Below are 13,673 nucleotides of genomic sequence, written 5' to 3'. Positions count from 1 at the left end.
GGCTCTAGGCGGCCCTTGGCAAAGCTGCTACTCTCGGCGCGCTTTGTGACTTCTCGGCCTGCTTGAAAGCGCCAGACTCACCTAAAAAAACATACACCAATAATAATCGCATCAAATGCGATGATGAATTCGCGTCGCTGAGGAGTGGGCTTCCATGAACGAAGACTTTTGGAAGGATAAGTACCCCGCCGGGATTGCTGCAGACATCAATCCAGACGAGTATCAGAATATTCAGGCGGTACTGAAACAGTCCTGCCAGCGCTTCGCCGACAAACCGGCTTTCAGCAACCTGGGCAAAACCATCACCTACGGTGAACTGTACGAATTGTCCGGCGCCTTCGCCGCCTACCTGCAACAACATACCGACTTGAAGCCTGGCGATCGAATCGCCGTGCAACTGCCCAACGTCCTGCAATACCCGGTTGCCGTGTTCGGCGCCATCCGTGCGGGCCTGATCGTGGTCAACACCAACCCGCTGTACACCGCGCGGGAAATGGAACACCAATTCAATGATTCCGGGGCCAAGGCCCTGGTTTGCCTGGCGAACATGGCGCACCTGGCTGAAAAAGTCGTGCCCAAGACCGCCGTCAAGCACGTGATCGTCACCGAAGTCGCTGACCTGTTGTCGCCGTTCAAGCGCCTGCTGATCAACAGCGTCATCAAGTACGTGAAGAAGATGGTCCCGGCGTACCACTTGCCCAAGGCGATCAAGTTCAACGACGTGCTGGCCAAGGGGCACGGCCAACCGGTCAACGATGCCAGCCCGGCCAGCGGCGATGTCGCCGTGCTGCAATACACCGGCGGCACCACCGGCGTGGCCAAGGGCGCGATGCTCACCCACCGCAACCTGGTCGCCAACATGCTGCAGTGCAAGGCGCTGATGGGCTCCAACCTCAATGAAGGTTGCGAAATCCTGATCACGCCGCTGCCGCTGTACCACATCTATGCCTTCACCTTTCATTGCATGGCGATGATGCTGATCGGCAACCACAACATCCTGATCAGCAACCCGCGCGACTTGCCGGCGATGGTCAAGGAACTGTCGAAGTGGAAGTTCAGCGGCTTTGTCGGCTTGAACACCTTGTTCGTGGCGCTGTGCAACAACGAAGGCTTCCGCAAGCTGGACTTCTCCGCGCTGAAAGTCACGCTGTCGGGCGGCATGGCATTGCAGTTGGCAGCCGCCGAGCGTTGGAAAGACGTGACCGGCTGCAACATCTGCGAAGGCTACGGCATGACCGAAACCAGCCCGGTGGCGACGGTCAACCCGATCCAGAATATCCAGATCGGCACGATCGGCATTCCGGTGCCGTCGACCGTGTGCAAAGTCATCACCGATGACGGCGTCGAGCTGGCCCTGGGCGAGATCGGCGAGCTGTGCGTCAAAGGCCCGCAAGTGATGAAAGGCTACTGGCAGCGCGAAGACGCCACCGCCGAGATCCTCGACAGCGAAGGCTGGTTGAAGACCGGTGACATCGCGATCATCCAGCCCGACGGCTACATGCGCATTGTCGACCGCAAGAAAGACATGATTCTGGTCTCCGGTTTCAACGTTTACCCCAACGAACTGGAAGACGTGCTGGCGGGCCTGCCGGGCGTGCTGCAATGTGCGGCCATCGGCGTGCCGGATGACAAATCCGGCGAGCACATCAAGCTCTTCATCGTGGTCAAGCCAGGCGCAACCCTGACCAAGGACCAGGTGATGGAACACATGCGCGCCAACGTCACCGGCTACAAGGTGCCCAAGGCCGTTGAGTTCCGTGATGCGCTGCCGACCACCAACGTGGGCAAGATTCTGCGGCGTGAGTTGCGCGATGAAGAATTGAAGAAGTTGGGCCTGAAAAAGTAACCCATAAAAAACCCCGCGATTGCGGGGTTTTTTAATGCCTGTCGCCGGCGAAACACTGTCCCCTGTGGGAGCTGGCTTGCCTGCGATAGCGGTCTATCAGTCATAGCGGGTTTAGCTGACCCACCGCTATCGCAGGCAAGCCAGCTCCCACCTTTTTAATCGCGTTGTTACAGGGCAAACTGCGCGAAGCTCACCCCGGCACCCGTCGGGCGCACGTCCTTCAGGAACGAATCCTTGTCCGCACTCAACTCCAGGGTGATCTCCGGCTTGCGCTTGCCCGCATTACGCACCACCAAGCCTTCGAGTTTTTCACGCAGATAGGCCGTCGGCACCTTCAAGTGCAGCAACTGGTCGGACTCGGCGTCGTGCATCAACAGGTGAATCCACTCGTACTGGCCCACGGCAATACGGGCCACCGGCAGGTCGAACCACCAGATGTTGCGCTTGCGGTCCAGGTCGGTGAAATGGCAGTTGTTGACGCCGAGTACGGCACCGCCCAGTTCCAGGTTTCTGCGGGCAATGGCCTGTGCTTTATTGAGTTTCATAACCTTCCTACGGGATCTGTTATTCAGCGTTATAGCCTGAATGTGCCGGGCATTCTCGTGGGTTGGCTGCAAAACATAAAGCCAAACCTGCAGGCGGCGATGAAATGCCCGCTGAAAAATAATTGAAACTCTGCCGAACCGCCTCGGGTCAATCTCTACGTAATGACCAAAAACCTCGATTGTTCCAGGAGAAATACCATGAGCAGCACATCGGATAAGGCAAAAGGTTTGAAAGACGAGCTCGTTGGCAACGTCAAGCAAGGTGTTGGCAAAGTCACCGGTAACGACAAGCTGCACGCTGAAGGCGTATTGCAAGAGAAGAAAGGCCAGGTTGAAAAAGCAGTAGGCGATACCAAGGACGCGGTAAAGAAAGCGACCAAGTAAGCCTGCCAACGCGCAGCCAAACGGCCATCCACGGATGGCCGTTTTTATGTCGTAGCTTGCAACTAAAATCTGGTAATTGTTTCAAAGTCGCCAAGTAGGCTACTTTTGATGTAGAAAACGGCCCCTGAGTCGCCCACGACCTCAACCCTTTTGCGGCGAAAGGAGACGCTATGATTTTTCCGGTATTGCAAGGCTTGCCACTGCACAAAGTGCTGGTGCGCACCGTCACGGAATTCGTCGATGACGAAATGCCTACCTATGCCTCGGCACTGGCCTACCAGATGCTGTTCTCGTTGTTTCCCTTCCTGTTGTTCCTTATTGCCCTGATCGGTTTTCTGCATCTGCCGGACTTCTTTACCTGGCTGCGCATGCAGTCGGAACTGGTGCTGCCGCCCCAGGCGCTGGAGCAGGTCAACCCGGTGATCGACCAGTTGCAGCAATCCAAGGGGGGCTTGCTGTCAGTCGGTATCGTAATTGCGTTGTGGACCGCCTCCGCCGGTGTACGCCTGATGATGAGCGCGATGAACGCCGCGTATGACGTCGTCGAAGGCCGGCCGATCTGGAAGCGCTTCCCGTTGTCGGTGTTCTACACCATCGGCATCGCTGGCATGCTGTTGGCCGCTGCCGCGTTGATGGTGCTCGGCCCGCAAGTGATGGAATGGCTCGCCGGGCAGATCGGCATGCAGGAATTCGTGGTCACTTTATGGACCATCCTGCGCTGGCCGCTGATCGTGATTCTGCTGATGTTCGCCGTGGCCCTCATGTACTACGTGATGCCTGATGTGGAACAGAAATTCCGCTTCATCACCCCAGGCTCGGTACTGGCCGTGGTGGTGTGGATCATCGCCTCCCTGGGTTTTGGCTATTACGTCAAAACCTTCGCCGACTACAACGCCATGTATGGCAGTATCGGCGCGATCATCGTCCTGCTCCTGTACTTCTATATTTCCGCTGCCGTGTTGTTGCTGGGCGCGGAGATGAATGCTGTGATCGAACACATGTCGGCCGAAGGCAAAGACCCAGGGGAAAAGGAGTTTGATGAGCATTCGAATACGGATGAAAAACAGCACGTCTCAGGCCTCGGCCGGGACCACTCCAAGCCCTTAACTGACGAAGTCTGATCGATGATCCGTGAAATCCTGAAAATGGGCGACGAGCGCCTGCTGCGCATTGCACCCCCGGTTCCGCCCGAGATGTTCGACAGCCCTGAGCTGTGGCAATTGATTGATGACATGTTCCAAACCATGGAACACGTCGGTGGCGTCGGCCTGGCCGCACCGCAAATCGGTGTTGACCTGCAACTGGTGATCTTTGGTTTTGAGGCCAGTGAACGCTACCCGGACGCGCCGCCGGTGCCGCAGACCATCCTGATCAACCCGTTGATCACGCCGCTCAGCCCGGTGCTGGAAGAAGGTTATGAAGGCTGCCTGTCCGTGCCCGGCCTGCGTGGCGCGGTGGACCGTTATCAACAGATTCGCTACGAGGGTTTCGATCCCAAGGGCGAACCGATTGTGCGCATCGCCGAAGGCTTCCACGCGCGGGTGGTGCAGCATGAATGCGATCACCTGATCGGCCGGTTGTACCCGTCGCGGATTACCGACTTCAGCAAGTTCGGATTTATCGAAGTGATGTTTCCGGACATGCATCCGAACGCGGACGCATAGTCCCCAGGCACACTGGAATTAACCTGTGGGAGCTGGCTTGCCTGCGATCGCGGTGTAACAGTCACAGTTGTGTTGGCTGACCCACCGCTATCGCAGGCAAGCCAGCTCACACATGGGTTCTGCGTTAACTCAGACTATTTTGCCGGTTTCACAAACCGCAACGTCATCCGATCCGACTCCCCAATCGCCAAATACTTGGCCTTGTCCTGCTCGCCCAGCTTCAACGCCGGCGGCAGCGTCCACACCCCACCCGGATAATCCTTGGTGTCCTTCGGGTTGGCGTTCACCTCGCTTTGCCCCGCCAGCTTGAACCCGGCGTCCGTCGCCAGCTTCACCACCTGCGCGGTGGTCAGGTAACCACTGTCCTTGATGGCTTGCAGATCCGCCCCGTCCTTGGCGCGGTGATCTTCCACGCCCAGCACCCCGCCTGGCTTGAGCACCGTGTAGAACGCGCTGAAGGTGGCCGGTGCGGTGCCCGCGTCAACCCAGTTATGCACATTGCGGAAGGTCAGCACGCTGTCGGCCGAAGCCGGTTTGCCAAACACCGGAGCCTTGGGGTCGAACTCCACCACTTGAGCCTTGGCGTAACGCGCAGGGTCGGCGGCGAATTTCTTTTTCAGGTTCTGTTCGGATGTCGCGGCGTAAGCGCTGCTGCTCGCGGCCTGCACGGCGGCAATGTAATGCCCTTGATCCTTGAGCAGCGGCGCCAGCACTTCGCTGTACCAGCCGCCGCCCGGGGTGATCTCGATCACCGTCTGCCTGGCGCTCAAACCAAAGAAGTCCAACGTCTGCTGCGGGTGGCGATAGCCGTCACGCGCGCTGTTGGCCGGGTCGCGCCAACTGCCGGCGAGCACGCTGGCGTACTGCTTGGCGCTGATCGGTGCATCGGCTGCCTGGCTGAACGTGGGCGCGAGGAGGGCGGTGAGGGACAGAGCTGCAAGCGTCGTTTTCATGATCATCCTGTAAGAGGCCACTGTGCCGTCGAGGCTAGCATGGGCGTTCTACCGGCCGATCACACATTATCCGAGGTCGACCTTTGCGTTGGTTATAAGCCCCATCGCAATCATTGGCTTGTTACGTTTGTAGCGCACCAGCCGTTCGCTGAGGGACTGCGGCAACAGCGTGTCTTGAGTGAACCCCATGCGCTGATACACAGCTTCCAAATCCGGATGGCACAGCAGCCAGACGGTCCCTTCCACGTCAGCGACCGCCTGCAGAATCAAGCGCGCCGCCAACCCTTGGCCGCGATAAGCCGGGTCGACAAACACCCCGGTCAGCCACTGCCCACCCACCACCGGGCTCAGGCACAGCCCGGCCACAATTTCACCGTCGCGCGCCACCCATAAACGCCCACCTTTGATGGCCTTCATCGACGAATCATGGCGGCGGTAAAACTTGTTCAGCAACGGCCATAGCGGCTCTGCCAGCGGTTCAATGTGCAGTTCGGGCATGCTCTTCAAGCCAGCGTTTTCAAGGGCCGAGGATTATAAGCGCGTTCTGCGGGGCAATAGGTGGTATACCCAGTGTTACATCCCCTTCAGTTGAGCATGCATCATGGCCAAAGGTATGGATTCAAAGAAAGCCGCGAAGAAGAAACCGGCAAAAACCGCCGATGAAAAACGCGCCGACAAGAAAGCCAAGAAAACCGAGACAGGCCTGTTCGGTCACTGAGTTACAAGCTTAGAACCAAACGATCTGCAAGATTTTCGGGTCTCGCTGCACAGAGCAGGAAACACCTGCTCTGAGCTGCCGATGGCCAACTACCTTGATCTGACCCAACGCCGGGAAATCGAAGCCCTGGCGCACAGTTTTACTGCCAGAACAGAATGGCCGACCTGGTTCCTGCTGATCGGCGTGTATGCCGGCTGGTTCAGCGTGATGCTCGCCAGCCCCCGGCTGGGCGTGTGGCTGAGCACGCTGTTGCTGATTCCGTTGGTGACGCTGTGGCTGTTGGTGCAACACGAATTGCTTCACGGCCATCCCACCCGTTCCCTTCTGGTAAACAAACTGCTTGGCTATGCACCATTTGCCGTGTGGTATCCCTACAGGCTGTACCGCGACAGCCACTTGTTGCACCACAACGATGAAGACCTGACGCTGCCGGGCATCGGCCCGGAAAGCCGCTACCTCAATCAATCCCAATGGGACAACAGCGCGGTGTTTAAACGCGGTGTGCATTGGCTGACCAAAACCGTATCGGGCCGCTTCCTGCTGGCCGCGCCTTTGGCGATTGGCCGCCTGGGCCGGCATGAGTTTCGACGCCTGCCACAGGTGTGGCCGATGTGGGTGTGCCACGGCGCCATGACCCTGCTGATGCTCAGCTTTATTGCCCACTACAGCGCCTTGCCGGTGTGGCAGTACCTGCTGCTGGTCACCTCGCCGCCATCGAAACGCTGACGCAGAGCGTCAGGGCCTGCATTCCCACGCAGAGCGTAGGAATGATCGGTTATATAAAAATACCTTTTAAATATTATTAAAGAATAAGCAGCCTTGCTAGGATCGCTCCACCGGAACACCGGACATAACGCGCAACCTACTCAGATGGAGCCACTATGTCCGGCGCCGACACTTCTCACAGCGATTACGTGGGCGGATTGTTCCGCAGTCATTACGACTGGCTGTGCAGCCGTTTGTACCGCCACCTCGATTCGCGTGCACACGCCGAAGACATCGCCACCGACACCTTCGTCCAACTGCTGAGTTCGCCGGGTCTGAGTTCGCCGGGTGTAGTGCCGATCCGTCAGTCGCTGGCTTGCGGCGCGTCAGCGGCCTCTACCGGCTGGAAACCCCGCAGCAACTCCTCGACACCCTGGCGCGCACCTTGCCGATCCACATCACCGGACGCACCGGTTTGTGGGTGACCATCAATGCGGCTTGACGGACGTCCTCGGTCAATGTGGGAGCTCCTGTGTTCTGGACATTGATTCACCACGAGGTTCTGCATGAAAACAATTAAAAACCTGCTCGGTGGCTCGCTGCTGGCACTCACCGTCCTGGCCCAGCAAGCCCCCGCCGCCGAAGCCGTCAAACCGATCCACTTCGGCGACATCACCTGGGAAAGCGGCAGCCTGATCACCGACACCTTGCCCGGCAGCACCGTGTAACCGATCGTTCCCACGCTCCGCGTGGGAATGCCGTCAGGGACGCTCCGCGTCCCGCTCTAAAGTCGTGACGCGGCGCGTCACAGGATGCATCCCCACGCTGAGCGTGGGAACGATCAGAGGTGACACAGATGGTTAAGTTTTTTAGCGTGATCCTGGCTTCAATGGTGTTTTCGGCAGCGGTTTCAGCCGCCGAACCTTCCACCTTGCGCATCGGCTATCAGAAAAGCTCGGTGAGCATGGTGCTGGCCCGCGAGCACAAGTTGTTCGAAGAGGCGCTGCCCGGCACTCAGGTGCAGTGGATCGAATTCCTCGGTGGCCCGCCGCTGATCGAAGCGCTGAACGGCGGCAGCCTGGACATCGGCAATATCGGCGACATCCCGCCGATCTTCGCCCAGGCTGCCGGCATTGATTTGCAGTACTTCGCGGTCGAGCCGAATGAGGGCAAGACCGAGGCGGTGCTGGTGCCCAAAGCCAGCCCGATCCAGAGCGTGGCCGAACTCAAGGGCAAGCGCGTCGCGCTGCTCAAGGGTTCCAGCGCGCACAACCTGTTCCTCAAGAGCCTGCTGCGCGCCGGTTTGCAGTGGAAGGATGTCGACGTGGTGTACCTGTCGCCGTCCGACGGGCGTGCCGCGTTTGAGCAGGGCAAAGTCGACGCCTGGGTGGTGTGGGACCCGTACTACTCAGCGGCCGTGGTCGACGGTTCTGCCCGTGTATTGGGCGACGGCCAAGGCCTCAACCCGGCGGGCAGTTTCTTTGTGGTCAGCAGCCCGTTTGCCCAGCAGCACCCGCAGGCGGTCGGCGCGATCATCAAGAGCCTGGCCAAGGCGCAGCGCCTGTCCCTGGACCAACCCGAGCAAAGTATCGCATTGATGGCCAAGACCCTGGGCCTGCCACCGGCGGTGGTCAAAAGCTACTTCGAACACCGCTCACCGGCGCCGATTCGCCCGCTGGAAGCCGTCGACGTCGCTAACCAGCAACGCACCGCCGACCTGTTTTTTGCCAATGGCCTGATCCCGAAAAAGGTTGATGTGCAGCAGATCGTGTTCAAGGCCCCATAAGCACAAGAAGCACTGAAACCTTTTATCAGTGAGCAGACCATGCAACCGATCTACATCGACTTTCTCAACGGCCTGGACATCGACGAACTCAACCTTTCCAACGATGAAATCCTCAGCACCATCGAAGCCAGCCTGGGCGTTCAGGGCCGGGGTGAGGCGGTGATCGAGCCGCGCACGCACCTGATCCCTGGCGGTGAGATCAATGGCCACTTCAACGTGTTGCGCGGTGTGCTCGGTGGCGCTATCGGCTACGCCGGGGTCAAGGTGGTGGGCGACTTTGTCGACAACTACCGCAAGGGCCTGCCTTCGGAATTGGCGATTCTCAACCTGCTGGACCCGGCCATCGGCATTCCCAAGGCCATCCTCGATGCCTCGGCGATCACTGACATGCGCACCGGCGCCGTGACTGCCATCGGCGCCAAATACCTGGCCCGGTCCGCGGCCAGGTGGCGCATCTGGATCAGGATCGGTCGGGGTCGGTGGATGTGTTGAAGTTGAGTGCGTTCATCACCGTTGGCAACTTGAAACCCTTTCTCTAAACCAATGAAGATCAACTGTGGGAGCTGGCTTGCCTGCGATGGCGGTGCATCAGGCAGAACTGCTTCAACTGACCGGCCGCTATCGCTGGCAAGCCAGCTCCCACAGGTTCATTCGCATTTCAGGTCATGCGGCTTCGGCGGCCAATGCGGCGATCACGGCTTGCCGCTCGCCAACCCGCTGCTGAAACGCCGACAACGCCGGCCACTGCTGCATATCAATGTCGTGAACCCCGGCCCAACGCAGCACCACAAACAAATACGCATCCGCCACCGAGTACTGCGCGCCCAACAGATAATCCTGACCCTCCAACGTCTGCACCAGAATCGCAAAGCGCTTGTACAACGTGGCCAGGAACATCGCCCGCACTTCACCTTGAATCGCACCATTAAAGAAAATCGCCAGCCCACCATGAATCTCGCTGGCGATAAAATTCAGCCACTCCTGCAAGCGCACACGTTCCCAGCTGCCATTGGCCGGGGCCAGGTCGGCGGCGGGTTTCAAGTCGGCCAGGTATTGCAGGATCGCACTGGCTTCGGTCAGCACCTGGCCGTTGTCCAGTTGCAGCGCCGCCACGTAACCTTTGGGGTTGATCTGCAGGAAGTCTTCGCCGTCGGCGAAGGTTTTAGCCTGGTTATTCACCTGCACCAGTTCGAACGGCAAGGCCAATTCACGCAGGACGATATGCGGCGCGAGCGAGCAGGCATTCGGGGAAAAATACAGTTTCATCTAAGGCGGCTCCGTTGGATTTGCGCCAGTCTCACGGGCATGGCACCGTGGGTAAAATTAAACCTTCAGCCCCCTCCCATAAGGACAGCTACTGCCATGATGAACCTGATGCACTGGCGTTTGCTGGTGGCCGTGGCCGATCACGGCAGCATCACGGCGGCAGCCGAACAGGTCGGCATGACCCAGTCCGCTGCGAGCCAGGCCATGGCGTCCATGGAGGCAACGCTGGGTGCGCAGCTGTTTACCCGTGAGCCACGCAAGACGCTGCCCACTGCGCTCGGGCTGAGTGTGATCGAGCAGGCGCGGGTGATGATGGGCGCGTTGCACACCATCCGCACAACGGTGGATGAAGCACGCCCGCTGCTGCGCGGGAGCATTCGCATTGCCAGTTTCCCAAGGGTGCTGGCGACGTTTCTGACGCCGTTGTTGCAGCGTTTTCGCCAGTTGAACCCGGGTATCGAGGTGACCACCCTGGAGGTCACGGACAGCGAAGTGCACACCTTGCTCGACGCGGGCCTGATCGACCTGGGCGTGGTGCTCAACCCCAAGCCCGAGCACAACGCCACGGTTTTAGGCCGCGACCTGTGGATGGCCGTGCTGCCGACGGACCATGCACTGGCGCAGCGCCCGGCCGATGCCAGCGTGTCGCTTGAAGAATTACTCGAACAACCCTTCGTACTGGCCACCGGCGGCTGTACCGCGAATGCCCGCAGCCTGGCCGCCGCTGCCGGGCTGAGCCTGGGTGATATCCGCGTGGAAGTGCGCGAATGGAGCAGCGCCTACAGCCTTGTGCGCGAAGGTGTGGGTGTCACATTGGTGCCGGAAATGGCCTTGCCGGCCCAGCTCACCGGCCTGCGCGTAATGCCGCTGACGGTGCCGTTGCACCGTGAGTTTGCTTTAGTGGGTTCACCAAGCCAGCCGCCCTCGGCTGCAGTCATTGCATTGTTAAAAATGCTGGCTGGCTAGGGGGCGTTCTCAATTAGTTTCCCCTCCGCGTTGTCGCCTTAAAGCGGGCCAGGCAAGGCGCAGGCCGCAGGGAATGGTTGTTCCCTTTCCAAGGCCTGCAACGCAGCATGGCCCGCTTTAAGGCACAACCCGAAGGGCCGGCGCGGTGGGGAAACTAATTGAGAACGCCCCCTGGTGGCCTTGCATAGCGCCAAGCCCTGTCTATGCTCACCCAGAACCGTTGATGACGCTTGGCATATAAAGCGATTCGGATGGTTTTTTCCCCATGAAGGTGTGCCAGCAATAGCCAACTGAAGAATGGAATGCGCCTGCTCAGGCGCCGGGAATCTAGGGTGATCCGATCATGTTCAACCGCCATCACAAATCCGACCTGCAAGAAATCCAACGTTTTTCCTGTGCCCTCACCGAAGCCAACGCCAAACTCGCCGCCATCAGCCGTTCCATGGCGATGATCGAGTTCGACCGCAACGGCGTGATTCTCGACGCCAATGACAACTTCTGCAAAACCATGGGGTACAACGTCGAGGAGATTCGCGGCAAACATCACCGGGTTTTTTGCGAAGAGGCCTACACCCACACCGAGGCCTACACCAAGTTGTGGCGGGATTTGGCGCGCGGTGAAGCCCTCAGCGGCACGTTCATGCGCCTCAACAAGCGGGGTGAGGAAGTGTGGCTGGAAGCCAGTTATATGCCGGTGCTGGACAGCCAAAACCAAGTGCAGAGCGTGATCAAAGTGGCGTCGGATATTTCCGCGCGGGTCCACCATGAACACGAGAACCAGAGCCTGATCGACGCCATCAGCCGCTCCATGGCGGTGATCGAATTCACGCCCCAAGGCCAGATCATCAACGCCAACGATAACTTCCTGCGCACCGTGCAGTATTCGCGCGAAGAAATCATCGGCCAGCACCACAGCATGTTCTGCCATCGCGCCGACGTTGAGTCACCGGCGTACAAGGCTTTTTGGGCCTCGCTCAACCGCGGCGAATACCACTCCCATCGCTTTGAGCGCAAAAACAAATACGGCAAAACCCTGTTTCTGGAGGCGTCCTACAACCCGATCTTCGACGCCAACGGGCGCCTGTACAAAGTGGTGAAGTTCGCCAGCGACATCACCGATCAGGTCACCACCCTGCGCACCGCCGCCGATTCGGCCCACGCCACCTCGGTACAAAACGATGCCTGCGCGCGCAAAGGTTCGGAGGTGGTGCAGCAAACGGTGCAGATCATCGAAGAGATCTCCCACGACCTGAACCAGGCGGCGCAGAGCATTGATGCGGTGAGCAAGCAGTCGGACATCATCGGCGCCATCGTGCAAACCATCCGCAGCATCGCCGAGCAAACCAATATGCTCGCGCTCAATGCGGCCATTGAAGCGGCGCGGGCCGGTGAGCACGGGCGCGGGTTTGCGGTGGTGGCCGACGAAGTGCGCAGCCTCGCGGCACGCACCAGCCAGGCGACGGTGGAGATTGTCGACGTGGTGCGCAAGAACCATGACCTGTCGCTGAGCGCAGTGTCGAGCATGCAATCGAGCTTGAGCCGCACCGGGCTCGGCGTGGAGCTGGCCAATGAAGCGGGGCAGGTGATCCTGGAAATTCAGGAAGGCTCGCGGCATGTGGTGGACGCGATCAGCCAGTTCAATTCGACGCTGCAGTTGCAGTAGACACGGTCACTGTAGGAGCTGGCTTGCCTGCTCCCACAGTTGATCAGCAGTGTCTGTTAAATCGCGGCCAGGGTTTCTTTCACCGACTGCGCCGGGTCAGTGGCTTTCGCCGCGACTTGCTGCTCTTGCTGCTGCTTCACGCGGTCAGCCACTTGCTTGGCAATCGCGTCCTGTTTTTCCTGCGGCATGGCCTGCACTTGCGCTTCGGTCAAACCCTGCTCCTTGAGCAGTTGTTCGCGAATGCGTTCGGCTGGGGATTTGCTCATGTAGTCGGTGAAGTCGGCACGCGCGGTGCTGGTGCTCGAGCCGGCCGCCGGCACATCCGTCGATGCCGTCGGGGCTGCGGTGGTGGCTTGCAACTGCACGCGGGTCTTGGCGAAGGCTTCGTCGATACGGTCGTTGGCTTTGTCCAGGTCCTTTTGCGCAGCCGGCACGGTCACGCTTTGCTGCGCCGCTTGCAGGGCGCCGCTGTATAGCGTGCTGGCGGCAGCGTTGGCCGGGTCCATGTCGGGACGCTTGAGCTGTTGCACGGTCGATACGGCTTGGGTGTTGTTGTTGATCAGCATGATTGCTCACCTGGGATGTGTTCGGTGCCACAGGTGGAGCAAATAGCGTGCCGCAGGCGTCAGGCCGGGATTTATTGGGGATGACGCTGCCATCGCGGCAAATATTGTCCTACTGGCGGCCAAGCGTTGCCGTCAGGTGGTCTACCTACTGGGTTATTGGCACGTCCTTGAGTTGCAGTTTTCCACGGCTAAGTCTGATCGTGAAGCCAGAAGTGCCGCCGGCGGCCAGGAAACCCGCCTCCGCTGGAAGCGTTGCCCCCTCCCATTGGAGGGTCTTAGTCACATTGAGGGAGCCTTGGTCTATCCGAAGGCGGAGGACGGGAGGTTTACTGGTATCAATGTAGTACATCGCTATGTCTGAGCTGGTTGTGTCGAGCGGAAAATTACCCGGCTGAATGTTGTTGGAGGTGACAACCTCTATCGATATATATTTATCGCGTCTGAAAAAAAAGTGGTACTTGGCGCCTTCAACTTTAATCTCCATGCCCGTTGAGGTGATGTTGTAGTAATCGTCCCTTGTCACCGCGGATGCTGTGAAATCACCAGTTAGAATTCTCCCGGGCTGTGTCATCACTTCCTCCTTTTCGATCCTGTATGAGTCAGAATCCTGA

14 protein-coding genes and 3 pseudogenes are annotated in these 13,673 nt (G+C 59.1%); 11 read left to right on the top strand and 6 right to left on the bottom strand.

The window, feature by feature from the left end; translation table 11 throughout:
• Positions 1-154: 154 nt before the first annotated feature.
• On the top strand, positions 155-1,846 hold the full coding sequence (gene fadD1, locus L8I05_RS18170) for a long-chain-fatty-acid--CoA ligase FadD1 (protein ID WP_159959348.1): 1,692 nt from the start codon (positions 155-157) through the stop codon (positions 1,844-1,846).
• A 167-nt stretch (positions 1,847-2,013) separates the two neighbouring features.
• Here fadD1 and L8I05_RS18165 read toward each other — a convergent pair whose 3' ends face one another.
• Positions 2,014-2,391 (bottom strand): hypothetical protein, encoded by a 378-nt coding sequence (locus tag L8I05_RS18165; RefSeq protein WP_242170782.1) that lies wholly within the window; start codon positions 2,389-2,391, stop codon positions 2,014-2,016.
• Positions 2,392-2,589: 198 nt separating this feature from the next.
• Between L8I05_RS18165 and L8I05_RS18160 the strand changes: the two genes are divergently transcribed.
• The 3 genes from L8I05_RS18160 (at position 2,590) to def (ending at position 4,439) form a co-directional block, all read left to right on the top strand.
• Positions 2,590-2,775, top strand: coding sequence for a CsbD family protein (locus L8I05_RS18160; RefSeq protein ID WP_242170780.1), 186 nt, complete (start codon positions 2,590-2,592; stop codon positions 2,773-2,775).
• A gap of 170 nt (positions 2,776-2,945) precedes the next feature.
• Complete coding sequence (locus tag L8I05_RS18155) at positions 2,946-3,896, top strand: YihY/virulence factor BrkB family protein (protein WP_242170778.1); 951 nt, start codon at positions 2,946-2,948, stop codon at positions 3,894-3,896.
• Positions 3,897-3,899: 3 nt separating this feature from the next.
• Positions 3,900-4,439: a peptide deformylase gene (def, locus tag L8I05_RS18150; RefSeq protein ID WP_242170776.1), complete on the top strand. Its 540-nt coding sequence runs from the start codon at positions 3,900-3,902 to the stop codon at positions 4,437-4,439.
• A 134-nt stretch (positions 4,440-4,573) separates the two neighbouring features.
• On the opposite strand, the gene L8I05_RS18145 is transcribed toward def, so the two are convergent.
• Both L8I05_RS18145 and L8I05_RS18140 read right to left on the bottom strand, forming a co-directional pair.
• On the bottom strand, positions 4,574-5,392 hold the full coding sequence (locus L8I05_RS18145; protein WP_242170774.1) for a methyltransferase: 819 nt from the start codon (positions 5,390-5,392) through the stop codon (positions 4,574-4,576).
• A 66-nt stretch (positions 5,393-5,458) separates the two neighbouring features.
• Positions 5,459-5,890: a GNAT family N-acetyltransferase gene (locus L8I05_RS18140; protein ID WP_242170772.1), complete on the bottom strand. Its 432-nt coding sequence runs from the start codon at positions 5,888-5,890 to the stop codon at positions 5,459-5,461.
• Between the two features lie 301 nt (positions 5,891-6,191).
• On the opposite strand from L8I05_RS18140, the pseudogene L8I05_RS18135 reads away from it, so the two are divergent.
• The 5 genes and pseudogenes from L8I05_RS18135 to L8I05_RS18115 form a co-directional block, all read left to right on the top strand.
• Positions 6,192-6,821: pseudogene (locus tag L8I05_RS18135) on the top strand (fatty acid desaturase); the annotation flags it as partial.
• A 170-nt stretch (positions 6,822-6,991) separates the two neighbouring features.
• A pseudogene (locus tag L8I05_RS18130) lies at positions 6,992-7,183 on the top strand (sigma factor); the annotation flags it as partial.
• A gap of 198 nt (positions 7,184-7,381) precedes the next feature.
• A pseudogene (locus L8I05_RS18125) lies at positions 7,382-7,525 on the top strand (ABC transporter substrate-binding protein); the annotation flags it as partial.
• Between the two features lie 146 nt (positions 7,526-7,671).
• Positions 7,672-8,601: an aliphatic sulfonate ABC transporter substrate-binding protein gene (locus L8I05_RS18120; protein WP_242170770.1), complete on the top strand. Its 930-nt coding sequence runs from the start codon at positions 7,672-7,674 to the stop codon at positions 8,599-8,601.
• 39 nt (positions 8,602-8,640) lie between these two features.
• On the top strand, positions 8,641-9,093 hold the full coding sequence (locus L8I05_RS18115) for a hypothetical protein (RefSeq protein ID WP_242170768.1): 453 nt from the start codon (positions 8,641-8,643) through the stop codon (positions 9,091-9,093).
• A 171-nt stretch (positions 9,094-9,264) separates the two neighbouring features.
• Here the strand turns inward: L8I05_RS18115 and gstA are convergent, their stop codons facing one another.
• Positions 9,265-9,867: a glutathione transferase GstA gene (gene gstA, locus L8I05_RS18110; RefSeq protein WP_242170766.1), complete on the bottom strand. Its 603-nt coding sequence runs from the start codon at positions 9,865-9,867 to the stop codon at positions 9,265-9,267.
• Between the two features lie 96 nt (positions 9,868-9,963).
• Here gstA and L8I05_RS18105 point away from each other — a divergent pair, with 96 nt between their 5' ends.
• Together L8I05_RS18105 and L8I05_RS18100 are read left to right on the top strand one after the other, a co-directional pair.
• Positions 9,964-10,833 carry a LysR family transcriptional regulator gene (locus L8I05_RS18105; protein WP_242170763.1) on the top strand — a complete coding sequence of 290 codons (870 nt, stop codon included), beginning with the start codon at positions 9,964-9,966 and terminating at the stop codon, positions 10,831-10,833.
• 343 nt (positions 10,834-11,176) lie between these two features.
• Positions 11,177-12,496 (top strand): PAS domain-containing methyl-accepting chemotaxis protein, encoded by a 1,320-nt coding sequence (locus L8I05_RS18100; protein ID WP_242170759.1) that lies wholly within the window; start codon positions 11,177-11,179, stop codon positions 12,494-12,496.
• Between the two features lie 56 nt (positions 12,497-12,552).
• Here the strand turns inward: L8I05_RS18100 and L8I05_RS18095 are convergent, their stop codons facing one another.
• Both L8I05_RS18095 and L8I05_RS18090 read right to left on the bottom strand, forming a co-directional pair.
• Complete coding sequence (locus tag L8I05_RS18095; protein WP_242170757.1) at positions 12,553-13,062, bottom strand: hypothetical protein; 510 nt, start codon at positions 13,060-13,062, stop codon at positions 12,553-12,555.
• A 145-nt stretch (positions 13,063-13,207) separates the two neighbouring features.
• Entirely contained in the window at positions 13,208-13,633 is a 426-nt protein-coding gene (locus L8I05_RS18090) for a hypothetical protein (RefSeq protein WP_242170755.1), read from the bottom strand.
• Positions 13,634-13,673: the final 40 nt, after the last annotated feature.

The sequence above is a fragment of the Pseudomonas sp. MONT-RG-20F-20-E-7-02 genome (genome assembly GCF_022662395.1).
Classification (GTDB): domain Bacteria; phylum Pseudomonadota; class Gammaproteobacteria; order Pseudomonadales; family Pseudomonadaceae; genus Aquipseudomonas.
Note: the sequence above shows the minus strand (reverse complement) of the source record. Positions and strands in the feature narration are given on the sequence as shown.